The following is a 25,029-nucleotide window of genomic DNA, read 5'->3' on the forward strand; positions in this document are numbered from 1 at the left end:
ATATGAAAACAATTATAGTAGTAGGAGGAAGTAAAGGTATTGGGGCTGCCATTATAAATAGCTTAAAAGATACTCATAAGGTTATTAACATTAGTAGAACAGCAGCAATATCACATGCTAATGTTACCAATTACAACGTAAATGTTTTAGAGGATGAGCTGCCAGAAATAGAATCGACAATTAATGGATTAGTGTATTGTCCAGGTAGTATTAATTTAAAACCTATTAACCGATTAAGTTTAGATGATTTTAGAGCTGATTTTGAGATTAATGTTTTAGGAGCTGTTAAGGTTATTCAAAAATATGTTAATAATTTAAAGAATAACAACGGTAGTGTAGTATTGTTTAGTACGGTGGCTACTAAGTTAGGAATGCCTTTTCATGCAAGTGTTGCAGCAAGTAAATCTGCCGTAGAAGGTTTAACAAAATCACTGGCAGGAGAATTTGCTACCAAGGTACGTTTTAATTGTATTGCACCTACTGTTACAGAAACATCATTAGCAGACAAACTATTAAGAAACGACAAACAAAAAGAAAACATGGAGAATAGACATCCATTAAAAACCTTTTTACAACCTACTGATGTTGCGAGTTTAGCAGACTATTTGTTATCAGATGCATCTGCAGCTATCTCAGGACAAGTTTTCCCAATAGACGCAGGTATTGTTAGTTTAAAGTTATAATAATATGATGTTCCTTTATCTTTTAAATTTATTAATTATACAAACACATGTTATGATAGCAGATTTTTCAAATTCATACCCTATAGAATCATGGAATATTACTAATGATGTTGTTATGGGAGGGCTATCAAATTCTTCTATGAGTTTAACTAGTGATGGTCATGCTTTATTTTCTGGAGATGTTTCTACCAAAAATAATGGAGGTTTTGCTATGACAAGACATACAGAATCCATCAATTTTGATAAAAGTCATTCTAAAATAGTTTTAAAAGTTAAAGGTGACGGAAAAAAATATCAGTTTAGAATAAAATCTAACGCGCAACAAAATTATTGGTATATTCATACTTTTCAAACCTCAAACAAATGGGAAGAAATAACCTTGTCTCTCAATGATTTTTATCCATCGTTAAGAGGTAAAAAGCTTAGTTTTCCTAACTTTTCATTTAATAAAATTGAAGAAATGGCATTTTTAATAGGAAATAAAAAAGATGAAAGTTTTAAACTTATTATAGATACAATCTTAATAAAATAATCTGTTATGAATAAGCCATTAGTACGTTTTATTATTTTTTTAATTGCTAATTTTTTGGCATTGTACATTGGTACTTTATTGATGAATGACGGACCACAAACTTCTTGGTATCAAAATTTAAATAAAGCTCCGTGGACGCCACCCGGTTGGGTTTTTGGTGCAGCATGGACTACCATAATGGTTTTATTTGCGCTTTATATGACCAAACTAAGCTTTCAATTTTATCTTTTTGATAAAAAACTAATTCTTCTATATTCTTTACAATGGGTTTTAAATGTAAGTTGGAACTTATTCTTTTTTAACAAACACCTTACAACTATTGGTTTAGTAATCATAACACTGCTTTGGTTATTAATAGGATATTTTACGTTTAAGTTTAAAAAAGACCTTAACTATAATACGTTATTTATTTTACCTTACTTAATTTGGATGACTATTGCAACTAGCTTAAATGCATATATAGTTTTGTGTAATTAATGAAGCTAAGTTTGTTATTGTTTGATATTTTTGTGCTATGAATGATAACTTTGTTAATGAGTTTTTTGGAATTGGTATTTTAAACGGTAAAACACCAGAAAACTTGGGTGTTTTATGGCGTTCGGCACAAAATATGGGCGCTAGTTTTGTATTCACAATTGGTAACCGCTATGCAAAACAAGCGTGCGATACGCACAATGCTGTTAAATCAATGCCATATTTTCACTACAATACTTTTGAAGACTTTTTTAATAATTTACCCAAAGGCACACGCATTGTAGGGGTAGAATTAGATGAGAGTGCCAAAGATTTAGAGACTTTTAATCACCCAAGACGATGTGTGTATTTATTAGGAGCAGAAGATCATGGTTTAACCAAAGAAGCTATTGAAAAATCTCATTTTTTAGTAAAATTTAAATCAACTTTAAGCTTAAATGTTTCCGTAGCTGGCAGTATTGTTATGTATGATAGGCAATTAAGAAAACCCCGTAGCTAATTAATATTAAGCTCTGTTTGTATTCTAAAACAACGCTCGGTTCCTAAATAGTTTGGATCTCCATAGGTTTCAGACCAAAATCCTTCTAAAATATCTTTGGTTAAGCACTTATAAACTACTACACCTTTAAACGTATCATTATCAACTCCTAAATATTCAAAATTAATAACTAAAATATGGTCTTTAAAAAAGCCATATCCTGTTTGTTTTTGTTGGTTATTAATAAGCCACTTAGCGATAACTCTGTTATAGTCATCGGTAGTAAGCGTTAGTGTGCCTTTGTATTGTATATTCGTTTCATTTTGGTTAGTTCCAATAATGTTGTATGTGCCTTCTAAATCGTTAACCGTCATTCTGCTTTTATACTTTGCTGCAAAGTAATGCTATTTTATTATTATCAATATCTGTTGTGAAGAAAATATAGGTACCACCTCCATCTTTTATATTAAGTTTTTTACGTATTTGTTGTACTGTTTCAGGGAAATTTCTGGTGGTAATATTCGCTTTTGATATGCCTAGTTTTTTAAAAACCTTTTTGTTGTAAGCTATTTTATTTTCTATTTTAAAAATGCGCCCGGGAAAGGTTTTTAAAACGGTTTCATTAGTATATAAATGTGAATGTTTGTGTAATTTAAAAACAGGTAATTGTTGGGTAATTTCATTAAAAGCACCAGATTTTAAAATAGCGGCATTAGGTTCATATAAAAAAGAAAGTGGTTTACTAAATTTAGCAGTTGGTAATGTGTTTATTTTGAAATTAAAATGTTCGTTTTTGTCTTTTTTTATGTTTACCGTTTCAATAGTAATAGCTTCATTATAATTATGTTGTAAAACCCAGAGCAGTTCTTTTACCTCATTATTTACAGCAACTACATGTATGGTTTTAACATGGTTTAACTCGTTAATACCAATTGAAATATCTAGCAAAGGCGATGTTTTTATAAGAATGCGTTTTGCTGTTTTAAAAAGTAACTCTAAATGTTCTGGTACATTAGGTAAACAATCTTTTAAAAAAAAGACTTTGCCTTTACTGTCATGCCTGCGAGACGGATCAATATAAATCCAATCATAAGTTTTTTGCTCAGTTTTTAAAAACGCAATACCATCGGTTTTAACCGTAATTATATTTTTTATTTGCAGTTGCTTAAAGTTATGCGCTACTATTTTTGATAAATTTTCATTTATTTCGCAGTGCGTAACGGTTTCAAAGTGTTTAGAAAAGTAGTAACAATCTACCCCAAAACCACCGGTTATATCAATTATAGAATTGCCCGAAATTAATTCAGCTTTATATTTAGCTGTGGCTTCTGATGATGTTTGCTCAATATTTAACTTATTTGGGTAAAAAATACTAGCGGTATTAAACCACGTACTAAGTTTGGTTTTGCAACGCGTTTTAGCTTCAATTTGCTCAACAATTTCTTTAGTATTTACAGCTTCAAAATTTGTACCTTTTAGTAGTATTGTGTTAATATCTGTTTGAAGATTTTCTGAAATGAATTCTTGAACTACAGTATTTAAAATGGCTAAATTCAATAGTAATTATAAATCTTTTGTAAGTTTTTTAACTATTTTATTTTCAGATAAAAAGGCTTTTAAAATTACTTTAATAGCAGTATAAGCAGGTACCGCAATTATGAGACCTAAAACACCAAATAAAATACCAGCAATTAAAATAATCAAAAATATTTCTAATGGGTGCGATTTTACACTTTTTGAAAAAATTATTGGTTGGCTACCAAAATTATCAACCAATTGGCCAATGGCAATTACAAGTAATACCCAAAGTGTTTTAGGTAATATAACGTCACTAAAACTTTGCCCTAGTGAGCTTGTCATGGTTAAGGTTACCATTAAAAGTCCGCCAATTAATGGGCCAACATAGGGTATTAAGTTTAGTAACGCACACAAAAAAGCAATAACAACAGCGTTTTCAACACCAATAATTAGTAGCCCAATCATGTAAATAATAAACAAAATAAGTATTTGAAAAATAAGCCCAACAAAGTAACGAGATAGTAAATCTTTTATTTTTTCTGAAGATGCTTTCCAGCGGTTTTCTTTGTTATCTGGTATTAGTGTAAGTATGCTGTTTTCAAACAAACGACTGTCTTTTAAAAAGAAAAACGAAATGAATAATACCGAAAAAAGCCCAATACTAAAGCTGCCTAAACCACTAATTACCGAGTTTAAAAAGTTAGGAATTACCGAGAAATCTAACTTTGAAAATAGGTTAGAATCTTTTAATGATTGCTCAACATCAATTTGATGTAAATCAAAATACGTAATAATTTCAGCGTAAAGCGTTTCAATATCACCTTGTAATTCATTGATGTTTAAAAGCGATAAGTTTTGACCTTGTTTTATTATTAACGGAATAAACAAGCTAATTAAACCCGCAAAAATACTTAAAAGCAGCGCCATAGTAACTACTACAGCAATGGTGTTTTTAAACTTCAGCCGATTTTCTAAAAATAAAACAATAGGCCTGCCAATTAATGATATTACTGCAGCAATGGCAACATAACCTATAACCGATTGAATTTTGTACAAAAACAAAAGTACCAAAACCACACCGCAAATTATGGCTATAGCACGTAAAATACCGTTGGCAATTAATTTAGAGTTCATTTAGTAAATATATAATAATAAGACTTTTAAGCACAAAAAATGTTACAATAACTGCTTGGTAATTTCATAAAGCGCTATGTTTGTGGCTTGTACAACATTCATACTACTGTTTTGCCCAAACATGTTAATATGAATGGTGGTGTTAGACATGGCTAAAATTTCATTTGATACACCAAAATTTTCATCGCCAATAATTAAAGCAATTGGTTTTTTTACTTCGGAAAAATTAAACGTATGCAATGGTTGGCTACTGTTAGTTATTTCTAAAGATATTATATGATAACCTTCTTTTTTTAATGTTGAAATGGTGTTAGTGGCATTTGATTGTATTTCAAAATGCACTGATTTTTCGGTAGCTCTGGATGTTTTTGTCATTTTACGCCCAAACGGAATGTTTTCACCACAAAGTATGAGTTTTTCAACACCAAAAGCATCACAAATTCTAAATAAACTTCCAATATTAGGCGCATTGGTTACATTGTTACAAACTACTGTAACCGGAAATGTATGTTTTGTAAAGTTGGTATTGTAGTGGGTGAGTTGCAAGAGGTTTTTGGGTTTTAAGTTTACTTTTAATGTTAGTTTTCAAAAGCATATTTAATAATATTTGCGCCCATTTTAAGAGCTTTTTCTCTAACATTAATGGGGTCATTGTGTACGGCTTCGTCTTCCCAACCATCACCTAAATCGCTTTCAAAAGTAAATAATAATACAAGTCTATCTTTTTCAAAAATACCAAAAGCTTGTGGGCGTTTACCATCATGTTCATGTATTTTAGGTAAACCATTTGGGAAATTATAAACATTATTAAAGATTTTATGATTAGCAGGTAATTCTACTAACTCTTTATCTGGAAATACCTTTTTCAATTCTTTAGTTATAAATGGTTGCATACCGTAGTTATCATCAATATGCAAAAAACCGCCCGATGTTAAGTAATTCCTTAAGTTTTGGGCATCATCATCACTAAAAAAAACATGTCCGTGACCCGTCATATGTACAAACGGGTACTGAAAAATATCGGTACTACCAACTTCAACATTTTGTACGTTGGTTTCTAGTTGGGTGTTTATATGAGCGTTGCAATAGTTTATAAGGTTTGGCAGTGCGGTTGGGTTACTGTACCAATCTCCACCACCACTATATTTTAAAACGGCAAGTTCTTGCGCGTTTACTTGTAAAATTGAAAATGATATTGTTAAAAGTAGTAGTAGGTTTTTCATAGTTATTCATTAACAAAAGCAACAGAATGGCATGCAACAATAGCAGCGGTTTCTGTTCTTAATCTTGTGTTTCCTAAAGTTACTGGAATACATTTATTTGCTAAAGCCATTTCAATTTCTTTTGAGCTAAAATCGCCTTCAGGACCAATTAAAATAGTAATATTTTCATTTGGTTTTAGTTCACTTTTAAGTGATTTTTTATCGGTTTCTTCACAATGAGCAATGTATGTTTTGCCTTCAAAATTTTGAGTAATAAAATCTTTAAACGTTACAGCGTTATTAAGCTTAGGCATGTAACAGTGTAAAGATTGTTTCATGGCTGCTTGTAAAATACGCTCAAAACGCTCGGGCTTTATTATTTTACGCTCACTATGTTCACAAATAATAGGCGTGATGCTATCAATACCAATTTCTGTAGCTTTTTCTAAAAACCACTCATAGCGGTCGTTCATTTTGGTTGGTGCTACCGCTAAGTGCAAGCTATAAGGGCGCTTATCTTGTTTTTCTTTGTAAATAATATTAGCAATACATTTGTTTGTATTGGGCATTGTTATTTCGGCTTTAAACAACCAACCATTACCATTTGTAATGTTTAAAACATCGCCGCTGCTTTTTCTTAAAACTTTAACAATATGTTTGCTTTCATCTTTTGGAAAAATGATTTGTGCGGTAGTTTCGGTAATATCAGGATTGTAAAATAGTTGCATTTAAAACGCCTTGTTTTACGCAAAGGTATTTAAAAATGATAAGTTTTTTATAAAAGTAGAAAAACAAAAAAGCTGCGTTAAACTAAACGCAGCTTTTTAACTATTTGAAAATGTTATATTATGAATATGTAATGGTTTTACCAATTTGGGTTCTGTAGTTTGAAGATAAAATAGTATCAACAAAAATCCATTCAGATTTTACTTCGGTACTAGTAAATGTGGCCATTAAAAACCCGCGCCTTGAGGCATCAAAATAGTTTAAACCATCAATTAAAACAGTTAAAGCTTGCTCAAAACTAGCCACTGTAGTTGGGTCTGTACCAATAAAACTTTCAAAACCAGGAGAACTTACGCCGGCAGTTGCTAATTCTATACCAACTTCAGTGTTAGTTGCGGTTGTTAACGTGTTGCTCCAAGCATTGTGTGTATCACCTGCAAGTGTAATTATTTTTTTACCATTAAGGGCATTGTAAATAATTTCGCGTTCTGCAGGGTAACCATCCCAAGCATCTAAATTATAAGGTAAAACAGTGGTTACTCTTGCTTTTTCTTGCTCAGTTAATGTTGGGTCTCCTTGTAAAAGTCTGGTTTTTATAGTAACCAGTTCTGTTAGCACTTCAACAAAATTTGAAGCGCCAAAGGCAGTAAGCATTTCTGCAGGAACATACATTTTTCCCATTAGAACTTGTTGCCCTAAAACTTGCCATTTAGCGTTGCTAGTACTTATTTGGTTTAGTAACCAGTTGCGTTGCGTTGCGCCTAAAATACTTCGGTTAGGGTTGCTTATATCTGTTTGAAATGAAGCAGCATCAAAACCAGAAGTGCCAAAGTAACTAAAAATATCAAGTTGTTTGTCTCTACCAATTAATCGGGTATCTAGCATTATGAGGTTAACAAGATTTCCAATATTTATGTTTCTGTAAATTAAACTATTATCATCTTGTTGTAATCTAGAAAAAGGTAAAAATTCACTATATGCTTGTAAAGCATTTTGTTTTCTAACCTCGAAACTACCTTCAGTAGCTTCGTCATGGTTTTCGGCACCATTTTTATAGGTGTCGTTGGCTATTTCATGATCATCCCAAACACAAATAAAAGGTTTTTTTTGATGCGCTAATTGCAATGAAACATCAGATCTATATTGTTTAAAACGTGTTCTGTAATCTTCTAAAGCAATAACTTCTTTATCTGGTTCATGAAACCTGTTTAAACTGGCATTTTCTGCTGTAGCGCCATATCCGCCAGCGGCATATTCATAAAAATAATCGCCTAAATGAATAATGATATCTGCTTCAGAATTAGCCATGGCATCATAAACATTAAATAACCCAGCTTGATAATTTGAACAAGAACACACAGCTAATTTTGTACTAGAAGCATCTTTGGGTAATGTTATGGTTTCACCTATAACAGATACTTCTTCATCTTCAATATTAACAAAACGGTAGTATAATTTTTGGTTTTCGTCTAGTTGTGTAACTTCAATAGCAACAGTAAAATCTCTAGAGGCATCTGTTGTAACTTTACCATCTCTAATTTTATTTTTAAAGTTAACATCAGAAGCTATTTCCCAAACAATTTCTTGCGTTGGCCCACTGTAGCGTGTCCAAATAATTACTTTAGAATCTGATGGATCAAAACTAGCAACACCTTCTTTAAAATTTGTAGTGGTAAAGTTAGTGGTGTCAAAATTAAAACCTAAATCGTCATCACTTTTACAACTAATAAAATTAGGAGCTAAAATAATGCCACCTGTTGCAAATAGTGCTTTTTGAAGAAAATGTCTTCGGCTGTTATGTTTGTTCATAGTATCAATTTATTTGTATAAAATTGAAGCTATTTTAAATATTAAGCGTTATTTAAAGTTTAATTTTATATTACGCTTTTTCAAAAAAAATATTTAAGCTTTAGGCTCTACAATTTTTAATACGTCAATTTCTGGAATTTCTTTAGGTTCTTCAGTTAAAAGAACTACATAAAACCAGTTTTGTGATGGAATATCTAGTGTGAAAGCTTCACCAATAGTATGGTTGGTTTTTAAAATTTCTTGTTCAAAATCTGGGTGTAAATCGCCTTTTGTAAACCAACCTAAATCGCCACCTTTTTTAGCATTATCATCCATAGAATATTGTTTGGCTAAAAAATTAAAAGTTGCCCCGGCATTGTAGCGCCCAATGATATTTTTTCTTAAATCATTTATACTTTTAAGGGTGTATTTTGAACCATCTAAATAAATATATGAAGCACGGTAATACGTTTTACTTTTTTTAGCAACTACTTTGTAAAACGTTTTTTCAAATTCGTTTTCAACTGTTTTTGTTCTACCTGTTCCTAATTTAAAAAGTTCTTTAGCTAATATGGTTTTGTGTTTTTCTTGGTTAAACGTAATAAGTTTATTTTTTTTAGAGTTTTTAGTAGCTAAATAACGTTCAATTTGCTGGGGTGTTTCAATACTATCAAGCTCTTTTTCGGTAGTACTTTGTGCAAATAGTTGCGTTTGTGAAATAATAATTGATAGTAAAATAAGTAATGTTTTTTTCATAATGTAATTTGGGGTTTTTAAAATTAAGTGTTTTATATTTTTAATCGGGCAGAAGCCATAATGTTTTGTTGTGTTGAGTAGCCCTCTAAATATTTTAAATACCCAACAATAGCAATCATTGCAGCGTTATCTGTGGTGTATTCAAATTTAGGTATGTAGGTAGACCATCCAAATTTTTGTTCGCCATCTTTTAAAGCCTGACGAATTCCTGAATTAGCCGAAACACCACCACCAATAGCAATATGTTTTATACCGGTTTCCTTTGATGCTTTTTTCAGTTTATCAATTAAAATACCAATAATAGTGTATTGAATAGATGCGCAAATATCATTTAAATTTTCTGTAATAAAATTAGGGTTTTCTTTTGTTTCACGTTGAATAAAATACATAATACCTGTTTTTAAACCAGAAAAACTAAAGTTTAAACCATCAACCTTTGGTTTAGTAAATTTAAAGGCTTTTGGGTTGCCAAGTTTAGCACGTTTATCAATTTCTGGACCCGCAGGATAGCCAAGACCTAAAATTTTTCCGCTTTTATCAAAAGCTTCACCAACAGCATCATCAATGGTTTCACCAATAACTTCCATATCAAAATAATGGTTCACTTTTACAATTTGAGTATGGCCGCCAGAAATTGTCATGGCTAAAAACGGAAAAGGCGGTTTTTCAAAGCCTTCTTCATCAATATAATGCGCTAAAATATGCCCTTGCATGTGGTTAACATCAATTAACGGAATATTTAATCCATAGGCCAAAGATTTAGCAAAAGATGTACCCACAAGCAAACTACCCATTAAACCTGGGCCACGCGTAAAGGCTACAGCGTTTAAATCTTTTTTTGTAATTCCTGCTTTTTTAAGCGCTTGGTGCACCACGGGCACAATGTTTTGTTGGTGTGCTCTAGAGGCTAATTCTGGCACAACACCACCGTAAGCTTCGTGTATTTTTTGGTTAGCAATAACATTGCTTAAAATTTTTCCGTTATGTATTACTGCAGCAGCGGTATCATCGCATGATGACTCAATTCCTAGAATGTAAATATTTTGTGAATCCATTAATAAATATTAGGCACAATAATTGTTAATTTTGGCATTAATAAACGTTTAAAACTATTTTAATAAACGTAAGCACAAAAATAGTTTATTCTTAATAATATCAATAATTTTATAGCGTATCAAAAAAGCACTTAAAATAGCATTAAAAATAGCGGGTATTTTCCTGCTTTTGTTCATCATTTTGGTGTTGGTGTTTTCTATTCCTTCAATTCAAACAAGCTTAGGTAATTACGCTACTAAAGAACTCAATAAAGAGTTTGGCACAAAAATAAATATTGAAAAAGTTGGTTTACAGTTTAATGGCGATGTAGAATTTAAAAATATTTATGTTGAAGATTATAAAAAAGATACCCTAATTAGTATTGCAGAACTAAACACTTCTATTTTGAGTTTTAGAAATTTAGTTAACAATAAAATGACCTTTGGTGATATTGATATAATAGATTTAATATTAAATATTAAAACCTACAAAGGCGAAACAGATACTAATTTGGATGTTTTCATAGCCAAATTAGAAGGCGATAATCCTAAAAAAGGCGATGGCACTTTTCTTTTGTCCTCAAGTGATGTATCAATTTATAACAGTATTTTTAGACTTATTGATGAAAACCGCGAAACACCAAAACGGTTAGATTTTTCAAACTTAAATATTAACGGCACCAATTTTTTAATAAAAGGAAGTGATGTTAGTACCAGAATAAATAAACTATCGTTTGTTGATAGCCGAGGATTAGTGGTTAAAGATATGATGACTAATTTTGAGTATACTTTAACCAGCATGACTTTTGATGATTTATTGCTAAAAACACCAGAATCTGTTTTAAACGGTAACATTAAATTTACCTACAACCGCCAAGATTTACAATACTTTACAGATAAAGTTCAAATAAATGCCAACTTTACAAACTCAAATATTCTACTAAATGAATTAAATATTCTTTACAACGAATTTGGAAAAACTCAAAGAGCCTTGTTTAGTACAAATGTTTCAGGAACTTTAAACAACTTAAAAGCCACAAATTTAGATTTAAGTACAAGCCAAAGCACCAAAATACGCGGTAATATAGCTTTTGAAAACCTATTTAATAGTGAAGAAAACAACTTTTACATGAATGGGCGTTTTTCAAACCTAACCTCTACATATCAAGATTTAACCGCTTTGTTACCCAACGTAATTGGTGATGCCATACCATCAACATTTGACAGGTTGGGGCGTTTTACAATAGTAGGAAATACGCAAATAACATCAACACTTATAAATGCCGATGTACAAATTGATACCGATATTGGTTTAATAGATTCTAACCTTGAAATAAATAAAGTAAACGATATTGATAACGCCACATACAAAGGCAACATTGCATTAACAGATTTTGATTTTGGTACTTTTTTAGACGAACCCAAAATTGGCATAGGTTCGCTTAATTTTGATGTGAATGGCAACGGTTTTATTACCGAAAATTTAAACACCCAACTAAGTGGTGATGTTTTTAATGTAGTTTATAACAATTACAAATACAACAAAATAAAAGTAGCAGGTAAAGTAATTAATAAAATTTTTGATGGTAATTTAATTGTGAACGACAGAAATTTACAATTAAACTTTAATGGTTTAGTAGATTTTTCTGAAGACGTAAAAAAATATGATTTTGAGGCTAAAGTAGATTACGCCAACCTAAACACCCTAAACTTTGTAAAAAAAGATAGTATTTCAATTTTTAAAAGTAGGGTTAAAATGAATATGAATAGTAGTAATTTAGATGATGCAAAGGGAGTAATATCATTTAGTAATACTACTTACAAAAACGAACACGATACGTATTATTTTAAGAAATTTGATATTTCATCACGTTTTGAAAATACCACGCGTTATATTGAGTTTAAATCACCCGATATTGTTGAAGGTAACTTAAAAGGCACCTTTGTATTTAAAGATTTAAAAAAGCTTTTTGAAAATTCAATTGGGCATATTTACACCAATTATCAGCCTCATAAAGTAAACATAAATCAAAGTATAGATTTTAACTTTAAAATTTATAATAAAATAGCCGAAGTTATTTTTCCTGAAATAGAATTGGGTAAAAATACTTTTATTAGAGGCCGTGTTGAGAGTGATGAAACCAAGTTTAAACTCACGTTTAAATCGCCACAAATAAAAGTGTATAATTATTTTGCTGATAATATTGAGCTTCAGGTAGATAACAGCAACCCGCTATTCAATACATATGTTGAAATTGATAGTTTAAATACCAAGTTTTATAACGTTTCAAAATTTAATCTAATTAATGTTACCGTAAATGATACGCTGTTTATGCGTTCAGAATTTAACGGCGGTAAACGAAATGATGATAATTTTAACCTAAGTTTTTATCACACTATAAATGAAAATAAAGAATCTGTTTTAGGATTTAAAAAATCAGATTTCACCGTAAAAAATCGTAAATGGTTTATAAATGAAGCAGGCGATAGGTTTAATAAAATTTCGTTTGATAAATCATTATCAAAATTCAATGTAGATAATTTTAAAATCAATCATAAAAACGAAGAAATTAAACTTTCCGGGTTTTTAAAAGATTCTACTCAAAAAGACATAAAACTTAATTTTAAAAACGTAAATCTTGCAAAAATAACACCAGATATTGATAGTTTATCTTTAGGAGGAAACGTAAACGGAAAGTTAGATATTCTTCAAAAAAACGGCAGTTATTTACCTAATTCAACCATAGTAATTAATGATTTTGCAGTGAATAATTTCCCCTTAGGAGATTTTAATGCACAAATTACCGGAAACGATAATTTAACGCATTATTTGGTTGATGCCACTATAAAAAACAACATATCAAAATCGTTTACAGCAAAGGGTGATATTGTTGTAAACAGGCGGCAATCTAACCTTAATGTAGATTTAACGTTTGATGATTTTAAACTAGCGCCATTAAACCCTTTACTTTATGATGTTTTATCTAATATTAGAGGCGAAGTATCAGGTAAAGTAAAACTTATTGGTGATGCAAGAAAGCCCAATATAAATGGCAATTTAACCTTAGCAAATGCCGGTTTTACAATACCTTATTTAAATGTTGATTATGCTTTTAAAAACGAAGAAAAAGTAACCTTAAAAGCACAAAGTTTTATTTTTAATAATATTGAATTAACCGATACGCAGTTTAATTCTGGCGGCACTTTAAACGGCACTTTAAGCCATAATAATTTATCAAAATGGGATTTAGATTTAGATATTAATACCAAACGGTTATTAGTTCTAAACACGCAAGAAACTGAAGATGCCTTGTATTACGGACGTGGTTTTATTGGTGGTGAAGCTAAAATTTTTGGTCCTACAGATCAATTAACCATAAGTGTTGTAGCGCAAACAAAACCAGGTACCGTATTTAAAATTCCTTTAAATGATACCGAATCATTTGGTGATAATACCTTTATAAGGCTAGTTTCAAAAGAAGAAAAAGAAGCCAAAAATAAAAATAAAGCTTATGTTTTTGATGATATAAAAGGGTTAGAATTAGATTTTGATGTTGATATTACAGAAGATGCAGACCTAGAAATTATAATAGATAAAAGCACAGGCCACTCATTAAAAGGAAATGGTCGTGGTGGTATTTTAGTTGAAATAAATACTAACGGTAAGTTTGATATGTGGGGAGATTTTTCGGTATTTAAAGGTGTTTACAATTTTGCTTACGGAGGTTTAGTACAAAAACAATTTATAGTGCAACCAGGTGGTTCTATTAACTGGGAAGGAGACCCGTTAAAAGCAAGAATAGATATGCTAGCCATATACAAAACACAAGCAAATCCATCGCCGTTACTTGATAATCCTATAAACCGCAGCATTCCCGTAGAACTAAATATAGCGTTAACAGGTGAGCTTGAACAACCAGACCCAGAGTTTAGTTTTGAGTTTCCAAATGTAAATTCAGCAGTAAAATCTGAGCTGCAATACAGGTTAGATTCCCCAGAAGATATGCAAAACCAAGCACTGTACTTAATATCTACAGGTTCGTTTTCACGAGGTTTAAATGAACTTAATTTCTCTGGTACCATTGCCGAAAGGCTTAACGGTATTATAAACGGTATTTTTTCAAACGGAGATGGTAAAATTAACTTAGGTTTAAATTATGAAGCTGGCCAAAACAGACCAGATTATCAAACAAATGATAGAGTAGGCCTTACGTTACAAACCCAAATTAGTGACAGAGTACTTATAAACGGTAAAGTAGGTGTACCTATTGGCGATAGTAATGCGACTAACACAGTTGTTGCTGGCGATGTGCAAATAGAATTTTTATTAAATGAAGAAGGTACACTAGTAGCAAAAGTATTTAATAGAGAAAATAGCATTCAAAATTTTGGAGAACAAATTGGATACACACAGGGTGTTGGTTTATCGTATAATGTAGATTTTGATACCTTTAAAGAACTACTTCAAAATTTATTTAAAAGTAAAAAAGAAGAAAAGCCAACAGAAGAAATTATAGAAGAAAATACCTCGCCAGATTTTATTACTCACAAGCAAACTTCACAAAATTAAAGTATCTTCTTTTTAGTTGTTTTTTAGGTAATTATAAAACAATTATTAACTAAAACGTTATAGTATTAACAATGTATTAAAAAGCGCTAAATGCTATGTTTTTTAGGTTTTTGTTTATAATTTTACAAGCAAATACAAATAAAGTATATGTCAAATAAAATTACAAGAATAGCAGTTTTAACTTCTGGAGGAGATTCACCCGGAATGAACGCAGCTATACGCTCTGTGGTTAGAACATGTGCCTACCATAATGTAGAATGTATTGGTATCTACCAAGGATATCAAGGAATGATAGATGATGAGTTTACCCCTTTAGATGCACGTAGCGTTAAAGGTATAATTAACAAAGGTGGTACGTTTTTAAAATCTGCACGCTCACAAGAGTTTCGCACCAAAGAAGGCCGAGAAAAAGCACATAAAAACTTATTAAAGCATAATATTGATGCCTTGGTAGTTATTGGTGGTGATGGCTCTTTTACAGGAGGTTTAGTGTTTAATCAAGAATTTGGGTTTCCAGTAATAGGCATTCCAGGTACTATTGATAATGATATTTACGGTACAACACATACCTTAGGGTTTGATACCGCTTTAAATACCGTTGTTGATGCTATTGATAAAATTAGAGATACAGCAAGCTCACATAACAGGTTGTTTTTTATTGAAGTTATGGGGCGTGATGTTGGCCATATTGCACTTAACACAGGTATTGCAGGTGGTGCCGAAGAAATTTTAATTCCTGAAGAAGATTTAGGATTAGATAGATTAGTAGATTCGCTTAACAAAAGTAGAAAATCTGGAAAATCATCAAGCATTGTTGTAGTTGCCGAAGGCGATAAAATTGGTAAAAACATATTTGAATTAAAAGAATATGTTGATCAAAATATGGAAGGGTATGATGTACGCGTATCTGTTTTAGGGCACATGCAACGTGGTGGTGCACCTTCATGTTTTGATAGAGTTTTAGCAAGCCGTATGGGTGTAAAAGCAGTAGAATCTTTACTAGAAGGCAAAACCAATTATATGGTTGGTTTGTTAAATAGTAAAATGGAACTTACACCATTAGAAAAAGCCATAAAAGGAAAAACAAAAATAAATTTAGAATTATTACGAGTGTCAGATATAATGACTACTTAAAACACTTATTAAATAAGAGATTATGTCAAAATTAAAATTAGGAATTAACGGATTTGGTAGAATTGGTAGAATTGCATTTAGAGTTGCAGCTTCAAGACCAGATGTTGAAATAGTAGCGATTAACGATTTATTAGACGTTGAACACTTAGCATATTTATTAAAATACGATTCTGTTCACGGAAGATTTAACGGAACAGTAGACGTTAAAAACGGTAACTTAGTAGTTAACGGTAACGAAATTAGAATTACTGCAGAGCGTAACCCAGAAGATTTAAAATGGGATGCTGTTGGTGTTGAAGTAGTTTTAGATTGTACAGGTATTTTCACAACTTTAGATAAAGCGCAAGCGCACATTAAAGCAGGTGCTAAAAAAGTAGCAATTTCAGCGCCTTCTGCTGATGCTCCTATGTTTGTAATGGGTGTAAACCACGATAAAATTACAAATGCAGATACAATTGTATCAAATGCTTCTTGTACAACTAACTGTTTAGCGCCTTTAGCTAAAGTAATTAACGATAAATTTGGTATTGCTGAAGGTTTAATGACAACTGTTCACGCTTCAACTTCTACACAGTTTGTTGTAGATGCGCCTTCAAGAAAAAATTACAGATTAGGTCGTGCAGCCATTTCAAACATTATACCATCTTCAACTGGTGCAGCTAAAGCTGTAGGTAAAGTAATTCCTGAATTAAACGGAAAATTAACAGGTATGGCTTTTAGAGTACCAACGCCAGATGTTTCTGTTGTAGATTTAACGTGTCGTTTAGAAAATCCAGCTTCTTTTGATGATGTTAAAGCTGCTTTAAAAGAAGCTTCAGAAAATGAGTTAAAAGGAATTTTAGGTTATACTGAAGAAGGTGTAGTATCTCAAGATTTTGTTTCAGAACCAAGAACAAGTGTTTTTGATGCTGGTGCAAGTATTGGTTTAAATGATGGTTTCATTAAATTAATTTCTTGGTATGATAATGAGTTTGGTTACTCAACTAAACTTGTTGATTTAGCACAACACATTGGTTCTTTATAATATTTAAATAACTTTAAAGCTCCGCAATTTTTTGGTTGCGGAGCTTTTTTATTCTTAAACTTATGATTTTAATTGTTGATAGTGGTTCTACAAAATCAGATTGGTTAGCAGTAGATAAACAAGGAAATAAACTAATGGATAAAGTACGAACTAAAGGACTTAATCCAGCTATTTTAAGTGAAAAAAAACTTCACAAAACAATTTTAAAAAGTAAAGAATTAAAAGAAAATATAGAACAAGTAACACATGTGTTTTTTTATGGCGCAGGTTGTGGTACAGAAAACGCTAAAGAGTTATTAACTTCTGTTTTAACCCAAATTTTCCCTAAGGCTCATGTTGAAGTTAATGAAGATACTTTAGCAGCTGTTTACGCAACAATTAATCATCCAAAAGAAGCTGCTGTTGTTTGTATTATGGGTACTGGTTCAAATTGTAGTTATTATGATGGAGAGGTGTTGCACCAACGCGTTAAATCTTTAGGTTATACATTAATGGATGACGCCTCAGGTAATTATTATGGCAAACAGTTAATTAAAGATTATTACTTTAACCACATGCCAGAAAATGTAAAAATAGCTTTTGGCGCTAAGTATAATTTAGATGCCGATTTTATTAAATATAATTTATACAAGCAACCAAGCCCTAACGCATATTTGGCAAATTTTGCAGAGTTTATGTTTTTGCACAAAGACTCAAACTACACCATTAATTTAATTAAAAATGGAGTAAGAGAGTTTGCTAGAAATATGATTTTTCAATACAAGGAAGAACTTAAAACAGTTCCTGTTCATTTTGCAGGTTCTATAGCCTTTTTTGCTCAAAAAGAAATTAAAGAAGTAGCTGAAGAAATGGGTTTTAAAGTTGGTAATTTTGAACGCAGACCCATTGATGGTTTAGTACCATTTCACACTAAAAATTTATAGTAAAACCATACAATAAAATTTATAACCTTTAAGCAGTAACACTATTGTTTAAAGGTTTTTTATAACTAATTATTAAGTAATTTGAAAACACACGTAGCCATATATATATCAAGCAAACACGATAAACAATTACTAGTAAATAGTATAATTTCTGGTAAATTATTACCAAGTTTGAAAGTATTAAAAGGCGCCATTTTTTCTGAAACTATTATTAACGAACATATTGATTTAGAAAGACAATACGGACAAGTGTTTATTACGGCAGCCAATAAAAATAGTTTAGCTAAAGCATCCGAAGGTGAGCGTAAAAAAGCACTATTAAAACACATAATTTCAAAAAAGCCTGAATATATAATAGCCGATAATATTTTTGGTAATTTAGATGTTGAAGCCCAACAAAATATTAAAACACAATTCAAAAAATTAAGCAATAGCATACCAATTATTCAAATTACTAACCGAAAACAAGATGTTTTAAGCTTTATAAATACTGTTTTTTACTTTTCAGAAAACACATTAAAACCTTTAATACATACTGAAGATATAAAAAACACCCAAAATTACTTTATAAACACCTTGCCAAAACCACACAAGCCAATAAGATTAAAAACTAAAACACTTGTTAAGTTTGAAAATGTATCAGTAGCATATTTTGATAGAATGATAATTAAAAATATAAATTGGGAAGTAAAACAAGGTGAATTTTGGCAATTAAAAGGCGCTAATGGTTCAGGTAAAAGCACCATTTTATCATTAATTTCAGGTGATAACCCTAAAGCGTATAATCAAAATATTTATCTCTTCGGAAATAAAAAGGGTAGTGGTGAAAGTGTTTGGGATATTAAAAAGCAAATTGGGTTCTTTGGCTTTGATATGCTAAGAGGTTTTAAAAAACACGAAAGCATTGAAAATATGATTCTATCTGGGTTTTATGATTCTGTAGGTTTGTATAAACACCCCAATGAATCTGAAATTACTTTAGCACAACAATGGTTAGCGCTTTTAGGCTTAGAAACAATTAAAAGTAAAAGTTTTCAAACATTATCATCGGGTCATAAGCGTTTGGTTTTAATAGCCAGAGCAATGGTAAAACATCCTCCTTTGTTAATTTTAGATGAGCCCACAAATGGTTTAGATGATGCAGACGCATTAATTTTCACAAGCTTAATTAATAAAATAGCCAATGAAACTAACACGGCTATTATATACGTATCTCATAGAGATGAAGTGGGTTTAAAACCAAATTTTATTTACCAATTATCACCAGATAAAACAGGTTCAACGGGTAAACAAATTACTTAGAGTATACTGTGTTTTCTTGTTCAGCAACTCTAATAAACGTTGTGCGCTTTGTAAGTTCTTTTAAACGTTGGGCACCAACGTAAGTACAAGTGCTTCTTAAACCACCAAGAATATCTTGTAAAGTAGATTCTACTGCACCACGGTACGGTACTTCAACAGTTTTGCCTTCACTGGCTCTGTATTCGGCAACGCCACCAACGTGTTTTTCCATAGCTGTAGCAGAACTCATACCATAAAATTGCTTGTAGGTTTTGCCATTTTTTTCAATGGTTTGTCCGCCACTTTCATCATGGCCAGCAAGCATACCACCAAGCATTACAAAATCTGCACCAGCACCAAAAGCTTTAGCAACATCACCAGGTATGGCACAACCACCATCACTAATTATTTGTCCGCCCAAACCATGTGCAGCATCGGCACATTCTATAATGGCAGAAAGTTGTGGGTATCCAACGCCGGTTTTAACTCTGGTAGTGCAAACAGAACCAGGACCAATACCAACTTTTACAATATCGGCACCAGATAATAATAATTCTTCAACCATTTCGCCAGTAACAACATTACCTGCAATTATTACTTTATCAGGATATTTTTCACGGGTTTGCTTTACAAAATCTGCAAAATATTCTGAGTAGCCATTGGCAACGTCAATACATATAAATTTTAATTGCGGATTATACTTAATTATTTGTGCAAGTTTATTAGAATCTTGTTCGCTAATACCTGTACTAACAGCTACATAATTGGTGTAATTTTGTGGTAAATTAGCAGAAAAAGCGTTCCAATCGGCTACAGTGTAATGTTTATGTATTGCGGTAAATAATTGTTTATTTGCTAAAGCATTAGCCATTTCAAAAGTACCAACTGTATCCATATTTGCAGCTATAATAGGTATGCCTGACCAAACTAAAGGACTGTGTAAAAATTTAAATGTTCTTTCTAAATTTACTTCCGACCTGCTTTTTAAGGTAGATCGTTTAGGGCGAATCATCACATCTTTAAACCCTAATTTAATTTCATATTCTATGCGCATCCTACTTAAATTTTGTTAAAATAAAAGTACAATAATTTATATAATTATAGCATCTTTACAAAGCCTAATAGTACTATTAGTTTGATATTTGCTATATTTATAAATATGTTTGCTTAACCCATACATTAAATGAATATTCTCCTAAAATTTATGAGATCTAATACCAAAAAGGTATTGTCGCTTTTAATCTTTGCCTCTATAGTTTTAATCCTTTTTTTAGGGTTTGCTTTTATAAATGGTTTTCTAGGTTTAAAAATTATAATAATAACACTTTTTGTTTTAGCCATCATACAAGTTTTTACACTGCAATACTTTTTTAAAAATCAACTAAAAAATAATTTTACTCGCGGAAACTTATTAACTCGTATTAAGGAATTAAAAGCAGCGCTTAATGAAAGCGAAAAATTAGCCGACCATAAGTCTATTTACTTAGAAAACATGAGTTACGAGGTTAGAACACCTTTAAGCACTGTTATGGGCATGCTAAATATGCTAATGCAAACAGAATTAAATACAGACCAGCGTGCGCAGGCTGAAATTGCTTTATATTCATCAAAATACTTATTACAATTGGTAGATATGGTTACCAATAATGCAAATGTTGATACAGGAAATTTACAATTAAATGAAACGGCAATAGATTTAAAATTAGACCTAACACGCTTGTTTAAAGTTTTTGAATATCAAGCGTGGGAAAAAGGTTTAGAATTTGAATTTAAATTTTTATCAAAAGAAACAGATAAGTTTTTGGTAATGGCAGATTCTACGCGTATACAACAAGTATTAATAAACCTAATTAATAATGCCATTAAGTTTACTAATTCAGGTAAAATATCAGTTATTGTAGATCAAACTGTGGGTATAGATAATGAACAAATAATAACATTTTATATTAAAGATACAGGTGTTGGAATGCGCCCACAAGAGGTACGACGTGTTTTTAAAAATGCTGAAGCATCTCAAGGAAATATTTTAGCCACAGATTATAGAGGTGGAGGTATTGGTTTGGCAATTTCACACCAATTGGTACACGCTATGGGTGGCGAACTTAAATTAGAAACCAAAGAGAATGAAGGCTCAACATTTTATTTTAGTTTACAACTTAAAAAAACACTAAACATTAAAAACGAGGCTACTAATTTTAAGCCTATACTAACTAATAAATTTAATGTTTTAGTTGCTGAAGATAACCGCATGAACCAAAAGGTTATTAAATTTTTATTAGAACGTTTGGGTGCCGATTGTACTTTTGTGAAGAACGGTTTAGAAGCTTTGGAGCTTTATAAAATTTTAGATTTTGATATGGTGTTTATGGATATTTATATGCCAGATATGGATGGTTACGAAGCTACACAATTAATTCAAAAAACAGATAAGTATTCCAAAACCAAAACACCAATAATTGGTGTATCAGCAAGTGCTTTTGAAGCCGATATTAATAAAGCTAAACTAGCAGGAATTGATGCGTTTTTAGCAAAACCTATTGACGTTGATGAGTTAAAAGAATTACTTATTGAATATGCTAAAAAGTAAGCTGCATTAGTTGTTTATTTAACAGCAATCATGCTAATTTCAACATTTACATTTTTGGGTAATTTAGCTACTTGCACAGTTTCTCTTGCAGGAGCGGTAGCTTCATTAAAATAACTGCCATAAACGGTATTAATAGCATTAAAATCGTCCATGTTACTTATAAAAATTGATGATTTAACAACATTTTCAAAAGTCATATTAGCAGCTTTTAATACAGCTTCTAAGTTTTTCATAACTTGTGTAGTTTCAGCATTTATATCTTCTAAAACAAGTGCGTTAGTTTGCGTATTAATAGCTATTTGGCCAGAAATATAAAGGGTGTTGCCACTTAAAATAGCTTGGTTGTAGGGTCCAAGAGGAGCAGGGGCATTTTGTGTAGTTATAATAGTTTTCATGTGCTATAATTGTTGGTCTGGTTGTCTTCGTTTTTCGTATTTCAGGTCTTTCAAAATACTAGATTTTATACCAATAAAGAAATTCCAAGAAGTTCTATCGCTAAAAGGTATCCAACTAAAGTTCATATTCCAACTTTCTAAATCTCTTTGAAACCTAAACTGAGTGTAAGTAAAGCCTTGGTTTTTAATATCGTAACCAGATGAAGCACCAATAGACCATTTACTAGTTAACTCAATATCGCCAGAAAACATGAGTGAGTGCGATGAAATTTCATTTTGCCTTCGTGAATTGGCATAATTTACGGCATAGGCTAAACGCACATTCCAAGGTATTTTATGATTGAAGAATTTTGATGGTGCATCATCTTCATCATTATTACCCTTTTTGGTGTCTTTATTATTTTGGTATTCGTTTATTTGGTCATTAGAGAAATCCATGTTTTTGGGTAAAAAATCTTCAGGATTATCACTGGCCGTAGTATTGCCTTTGTCTTTACCCTTATTTTTGTTTGATAAAGACCAACTAGCCGTTAAGTTAGCGCTTGTTAGCCTAAATAAACTACCGCCATTATCAATATTAAATTTGTTAATACGTGTATTATTGTTGTCTAGCGCATAAGGATCTAAAGTTGCACCGAAATTTATACTCATTTGGTTTTGAAAAAGTTGCGTGCTACCACTCATTCTAACCGGACTCCATTGTAAAGAATCTGCGGCAAAATTATAGGCCGATGAAAAGTTTAAACTGTTTAGTAACTTAATTTTTTTAGGCTCGGTTGCTGTACTGTCACGGTCTTTTACTTTAGCTTCAAAATTATTAGCTAAAGATATACCCATTGAACTTGAAAAATTTTTGTTTGGTGCACCAAAAATAGCATCTTCAAACCTTGAAAACTCAACGTCTCTGGTTGTTAAACCATCGGCAGTAATAACTTCTTCTTCGTATGTATTGTAATACTTATCAAAAGCCGGATTAATATTATAGCTAATAGAAGGCCGCATAACATGCCTTATGGCTTTAAGCTTGGTATCTTTACCTTCTTTTTCAAAATTAAACATACCATAAACGGTGGTACCAATACTGGTACTAAAATTGTAAGTTCTGTAAGCATCAAAGCCATTAATGGTTTCAACTTCTTCTTCACCTAAAATAGAGTTAAAACGTTTATCAATGGTTTTAAACGTCCAAACCTCATTGTAATTGGCACCAGCACTTACACTAAAATATTTAAATATTTTGAAGTTTGTACTAATTGGTATTGTATGCTGAAACCCAGCGCGGGCATCATCAAACATTTCTTTTTTAAAGAAAAGCGAATCTACAGTGGCAATTCTGTTTTCACCACGCACGTTGTATTGAAGATTTATATTTTGAATAATCCCTTTTTTAGAACCCGATTTTGATGAAAACGGATACATTCTACCAACACTACCTTGAAATGTTGGTAAAGTCATGTTTATGGTTTGAGTATTGGTGTTTTGAGAATGTGTTGCGGTTAAACTGTAACTAACTTGAGGTTCACCTTGAAATGTTTTTGAGTATGAAACCGAAGATGATAACGTGTTTGTTAAGTAATTACTACCAGAATTTATTTGGTTTATAGAATTTCTGTAATAGGTGCTACTACCTAAATTTACCGATGCTGAAAAGCGTGAACTTGGGTTGGCTTTAGAGTCTTGACTATGAGACCAACGCAGGTTATAAATAGTGTTTCGGGCATAATCTGGAAAACCACGTTCACTAGTAATAAGGTTTTCATACCTAAAGGCTAAATTACCTCTAAATCTGTAGCGTTTGGCATAGGTGTTTTCTAAGCGTAAACCAAAACTACCATTGGTGTAATAATCTCCTAAAACGGCTAAATCCATATAATCACTTATAGCAAAATAGTAACCACCGTTTTGTAAAAAGTAACCTCTATCATTTTGTTCGCCAAAAGTTGGTATTATAATACCAGATGTATGTTTTTCGCTTTGCGGAAAAAAACTAAAAGGCAACCAAACAGGTGTTGGTACATCATAAATATAAATACCTGCAGGCCCTGTAACTATTTTTTTACCAGGTACAATTTTGGCCTTTAAAAGTCTGATGTAATAATCTGGGTCTTCAAGATTTTCTGCAGTGGTGTATTTGGCGTTTTTAATAAAGTAAACAGAGTCGTTTTCCTTTTTAGTAATTCTTGCAATAACGTTGCCTTCGCCTTGTTCTGTAACAGAGTTGTAAATTAATGCTTTTTGAGATTTAGTGTTAAAAACAATAGAATCTGGCTCAACAACATTACTACCTTGAGTAAACACTGGTTTTTGTATGTAGCCATCAATAGTATCTGTAATTCCGCGAGCATAAACTGTATTTGTACCATAATCTACAGTAATACTACCTGCGGAAATATTCATATCACCATAATCAATTTTAGCATTGTTATACAAGTACAATTGTTGTTTTTTATTGTTGAATTTGGTGTAATCTGTAGCGCTGTATTTTACAATATGTTCAAGTAATTCTTTAGGTTTAACACTATCTGTAACAGTGGTGTCTGCAATTTTTTCAGAGTTTAAAGCTTCGGGTTCAGTAGGTTTATCAATATTAACCACCACAGAATCTTTCACTGTTGCGCCAATAGATTTACCTTTGTTTGGAATATCTTGGCTGTAGCTTAACGTGTTAATAAACACTGTAAAACTTAGCACAAAAAGTATTTTAAAGTTGTTTGTATGCAACGCTTTTAATGTATTTTTGTAAAAGTATGGCTCGGTTTTTGAATTGCCAAAATTACATATATTTTTTGT

The 25,029-nt window shown here is 31.5% G+C and carries 22 protein-coding genes; 10 read left to right on the top strand and 12 right to left on the bottom strand.

Annotated elements, in window-relative coordinates:
* Nucleotides 1-2 precede the first annotated feature (2 nt).
* The 4 genes from ACXAG4_RS10860 to ACXAG4_RS10875 are packed head-to-tail and all read left to right on the top strand — an operon-like array spanning nucleotide 3 to nucleotide 2,188.
* Nucleotides 3-683 (top strand): SDR family NAD(P)-dependent oxidoreductase, encoded by a 681-nt coding sequence (locus ACXAG4_RS10860; protein WP_475296112.1) that lies wholly within the window; start codon nucleotides 3-5, stop codon nucleotides 681-683.
* Between the two features lie 52 nt (nucleotides 684-735).
* Nucleotides 736-1,215, top strand: coding sequence for a CIA30 family protein (locus ACXAG4_RS10865; protein WP_475296113.1), 480 nt, complete (start codon nucleotides 736-738; stop codon nucleotides 1,213-1,215).
* A gap of 6 nt (nucleotides 1,216-1,221) precedes the next feature.
* Nucleotides 1,222-1,692 (top strand): TspO/MBR family protein, encoded by a 471-nt coding sequence (locus ACXAG4_RS10870; RefSeq protein ID WP_475296114.1) that lies wholly within the window; start codon nucleotides 1,222-1,224, stop codon nucleotides 1,690-1,692.
* A gap of 37 nt (nucleotides 1,693-1,729) precedes the next feature.
* Nucleotides 1,730-2,188 (top strand): RNA methyltransferase, encoded by a 459-nt coding sequence (locus ACXAG4_RS10875; protein WP_475296115.1) that lies wholly within the window; start codon nucleotides 1,730-1,732, stop codon nucleotides 2,186-2,188.
* Here the strand turns inward: ACXAG4_RS10875 and ACXAG4_RS10880 are convergent.
* The 9 genes from ACXAG4_RS10880 to tsaD all read right to left on the bottom strand — a co-directional run bounded on the left by ACXAG4_RS10880 (nucleotide 2,185) and on the right by tsaD (nucleotide 10,346).
* Nucleotides 2,185-2,541, bottom strand: a complete 357-nt coding sequence (locus tag ACXAG4_RS10880; protein ID WP_475296116.1) for a hypothetical protein — start codon at nucleotides 2,539-2,541, stop codon at nucleotides 2,185-2,187. The genes ACXAG4_RS10875 and ACXAG4_RS10880 overlap by 4 nt on opposite strands.
* A gap of 7 nt (nucleotides 2,542-2,548) precedes the next feature.
* Nucleotides 2,549-3,724: a THUMP-like domain-containing protein gene (locus ACXAG4_RS10885; RefSeq protein WP_475296117.1), complete on the bottom strand. Its 1,176-nt coding sequence runs from the start codon at nucleotides 3,722-3,724 to the stop codon at nucleotides 2,549-2,551.
* A gap of 6 nt (nucleotides 3,725-3,730) precedes the next feature.
* Nucleotides 3,731-4,819 (bottom strand): AI-2E family transporter, encoded by a 1,089-nt coding sequence (locus ACXAG4_RS10890; protein ID WP_475296118.1) that lies wholly within the window; start codon nucleotides 4,817-4,819, stop codon nucleotides 3,731-3,733.
* 42 nt (nucleotides 4,820-4,861) lie between these two features.
* On the bottom strand, nucleotides 4,862-5,365 hold the full coding sequence (locus ACXAG4_RS10895; protein WP_475296119.1) for a TrmH family RNA methyltransferase: 504 nt from the start codon (nucleotides 5,363-5,365) through the stop codon (nucleotides 4,862-4,864).
* A gap of 32 nt (nucleotides 5,366-5,397) precedes the next feature.
* Nucleotides 5,398-6,042: a DUF4159 domain-containing protein gene (locus ACXAG4_RS10900; RefSeq protein ID WP_475296120.1), complete on the bottom strand. Its 645-nt coding sequence runs from the start codon at nucleotides 6,040-6,042 to the stop codon at nucleotides 5,398-5,400.
* A gap of 2 nt (nucleotides 6,043-6,044) precedes the next feature.
* Complete coding sequence (locus ACXAG4_RS10905) at nucleotides 6,045-6,749, bottom strand: 16S rRNA (uracil(1498)-N(3))-methyltransferase (RefSeq protein ID WP_475296121.1); 705 nt, start codon at nucleotides 6,747-6,749, stop codon at nucleotides 6,045-6,047.
* 118 nt (nucleotides 6,750-6,867) lie between these two features.
* Nucleotides 6,868-8,556: an alkaline phosphatase D family protein gene (locus ACXAG4_RS10910; protein ID WP_475296122.1), complete on the bottom strand. Its 1,689-nt coding sequence runs from the start codon at nucleotides 8,554-8,556 to the stop codon at nucleotides 6,868-6,870.
* A 93-nt stretch (nucleotides 8,557-8,649) separates the two neighbouring features.
* On the bottom strand, nucleotides 8,650-9,291 hold the full coding sequence (locus ACXAG4_RS10915; RefSeq protein WP_475296123.1) for a peptidylprolyl isomerase: 642 nt from the start codon (nucleotides 9,289-9,291) through the stop codon (nucleotides 8,650-8,652).
* Nucleotides 9,292-9,323: 32 nt separating this feature from the next.
* Nucleotides 9,324-10,346 carry a tRNA (adenosine(37)-N6)-threonylcarbamoyltransferase complex transferase subunit TsaD gene (gene tsaD, locus ACXAG4_RS10920; protein ID WP_475296124.1) on the bottom strand — a complete coding sequence of 341 codons (1,023 nt, stop codon included), beginning with the start codon at nucleotides 10,344-10,346 and terminating at the stop codon, nucleotides 9,324-9,326.
* Nucleotides 10,347-10,515: 169 nt separating this feature from the next.
* On the opposite strand from tsaD, the gene ACXAG4_RS10925 reads away from it, so the two are divergent.
* The 5 genes from ACXAG4_RS10925 to ACXAG4_RS10945 all read left to right on the top strand — a co-directional run bounded on the left by ACXAG4_RS10925 (nucleotide 10,516) and on the right by ACXAG4_RS10945 (nucleotide 19,278).
* Nucleotides 10,516-14,895 carry a translocation/assembly module TamB domain-containing protein gene (locus ACXAG4_RS10925; protein ID WP_475296125.1) on the top strand — a complete coding sequence of 1,460 codons (4,380 nt, stop codon included), beginning with the start codon at nucleotides 10,516-10,518 and terminating at the stop codon, nucleotides 14,893-14,895.
* A gap of 147 nt (nucleotides 14,896-15,042) precedes the next feature.
* Nucleotides 15,043-16,029 (top strand): 6-phosphofructokinase, encoded by a 987-nt coding sequence (gene pfkA, locus ACXAG4_RS10930; protein ID WP_475296126.1) that lies wholly within the window; start codon nucleotides 15,043-15,045, stop codon nucleotides 16,027-16,029.
* A 22-nt stretch (nucleotides 16,030-16,051) separates the two neighbouring features.
* A complete protein-coding gene (gene gap, locus ACXAG4_RS10935) occupies nucleotides 16,052-17,053 on the top strand; it encodes a type I glyceraldehyde-3-phosphate dehydrogenase (protein ID WP_475296127.1) in 1,002 nt (333 codons plus the stop codon).
* A 62-nt stretch (nucleotides 17,054-17,115) separates the two neighbouring features.
* The gene (locus ACXAG4_RS10940) at nucleotides 17,116-17,976 is read left to right on the top strand and encodes an N-acetylglucosamine kinase (protein ID WP_475296128.1); all 861 of its coding nucleotides are present in this window, start codon (nucleotides 17,116-17,118) and stop codon (nucleotides 17,974-17,976) included.
* Between the two features lie 81 nt (nucleotides 17,977-18,057).
* Nucleotides 18,058-19,278: an ABC transporter ATP-binding protein gene (locus ACXAG4_RS10945; protein WP_475296129.1), complete on the top strand. Its 1,221-nt coding sequence runs from the start codon at nucleotides 18,058-18,060 to the stop codon at nucleotides 19,276-19,278.
* On the opposite strand, the gene ACXAG4_RS10950 is transcribed toward ACXAG4_RS10945, so the two are convergent.
* A complete protein-coding gene (locus tag ACXAG4_RS10950; RefSeq protein ID WP_475296130.1) occupies nucleotides 19,271-20,311 on the bottom strand; it encodes a GMP reductase in 1,041 nt (346 codons plus the stop codon). The genes ACXAG4_RS10945 and ACXAG4_RS10950 overlap by 8 nt on opposite strands.
* Nucleotides 20,312-20,461: 150 nt before the next feature.
* Here ACXAG4_RS10950 and ACXAG4_RS10955 point away from each other — a divergent pair, with 150 nt between their 5' ends.
* Nucleotides 20,462-21,844: a response regulator gene (locus tag ACXAG4_RS10955; RefSeq protein WP_475296131.1), complete on the top strand. Its 1,383-nt coding sequence runs from the start codon at nucleotides 20,462-20,464 to the stop codon at nucleotides 21,842-21,844.
* Between the two features lie 14 nt (nucleotides 21,845-21,858).
* Here ACXAG4_RS10955 and ACXAG4_RS10960 read toward each other — a convergent pair whose 3' ends face one another.
* Nucleotides 21,859-22,239 (bottom strand): Rid family detoxifying hydrolase, encoded by a 381-nt coding sequence (locus tag ACXAG4_RS10960; protein WP_475296132.1) that lies wholly within the window; start codon nucleotides 22,237-22,239, stop codon nucleotides 21,859-21,861.
* Nucleotides 22,240-22,242: 3 nt separating this feature from the next.
* Nucleotides 22,243-24,930, bottom strand: a complete 2,688-nt coding sequence (locus ACXAG4_RS10965; protein WP_475296133.1) for a putative LPS assembly protein LptD — start codon at nucleotides 24,928-24,930, stop codon at nucleotides 22,243-22,245.
* Nucleotides 24,931-25,029 lie beyond the last annotated feature (99 nt).

It is taken from the genome of Seonamhaeicola sp. ABD4_175 (assembly GCF_056160885.1).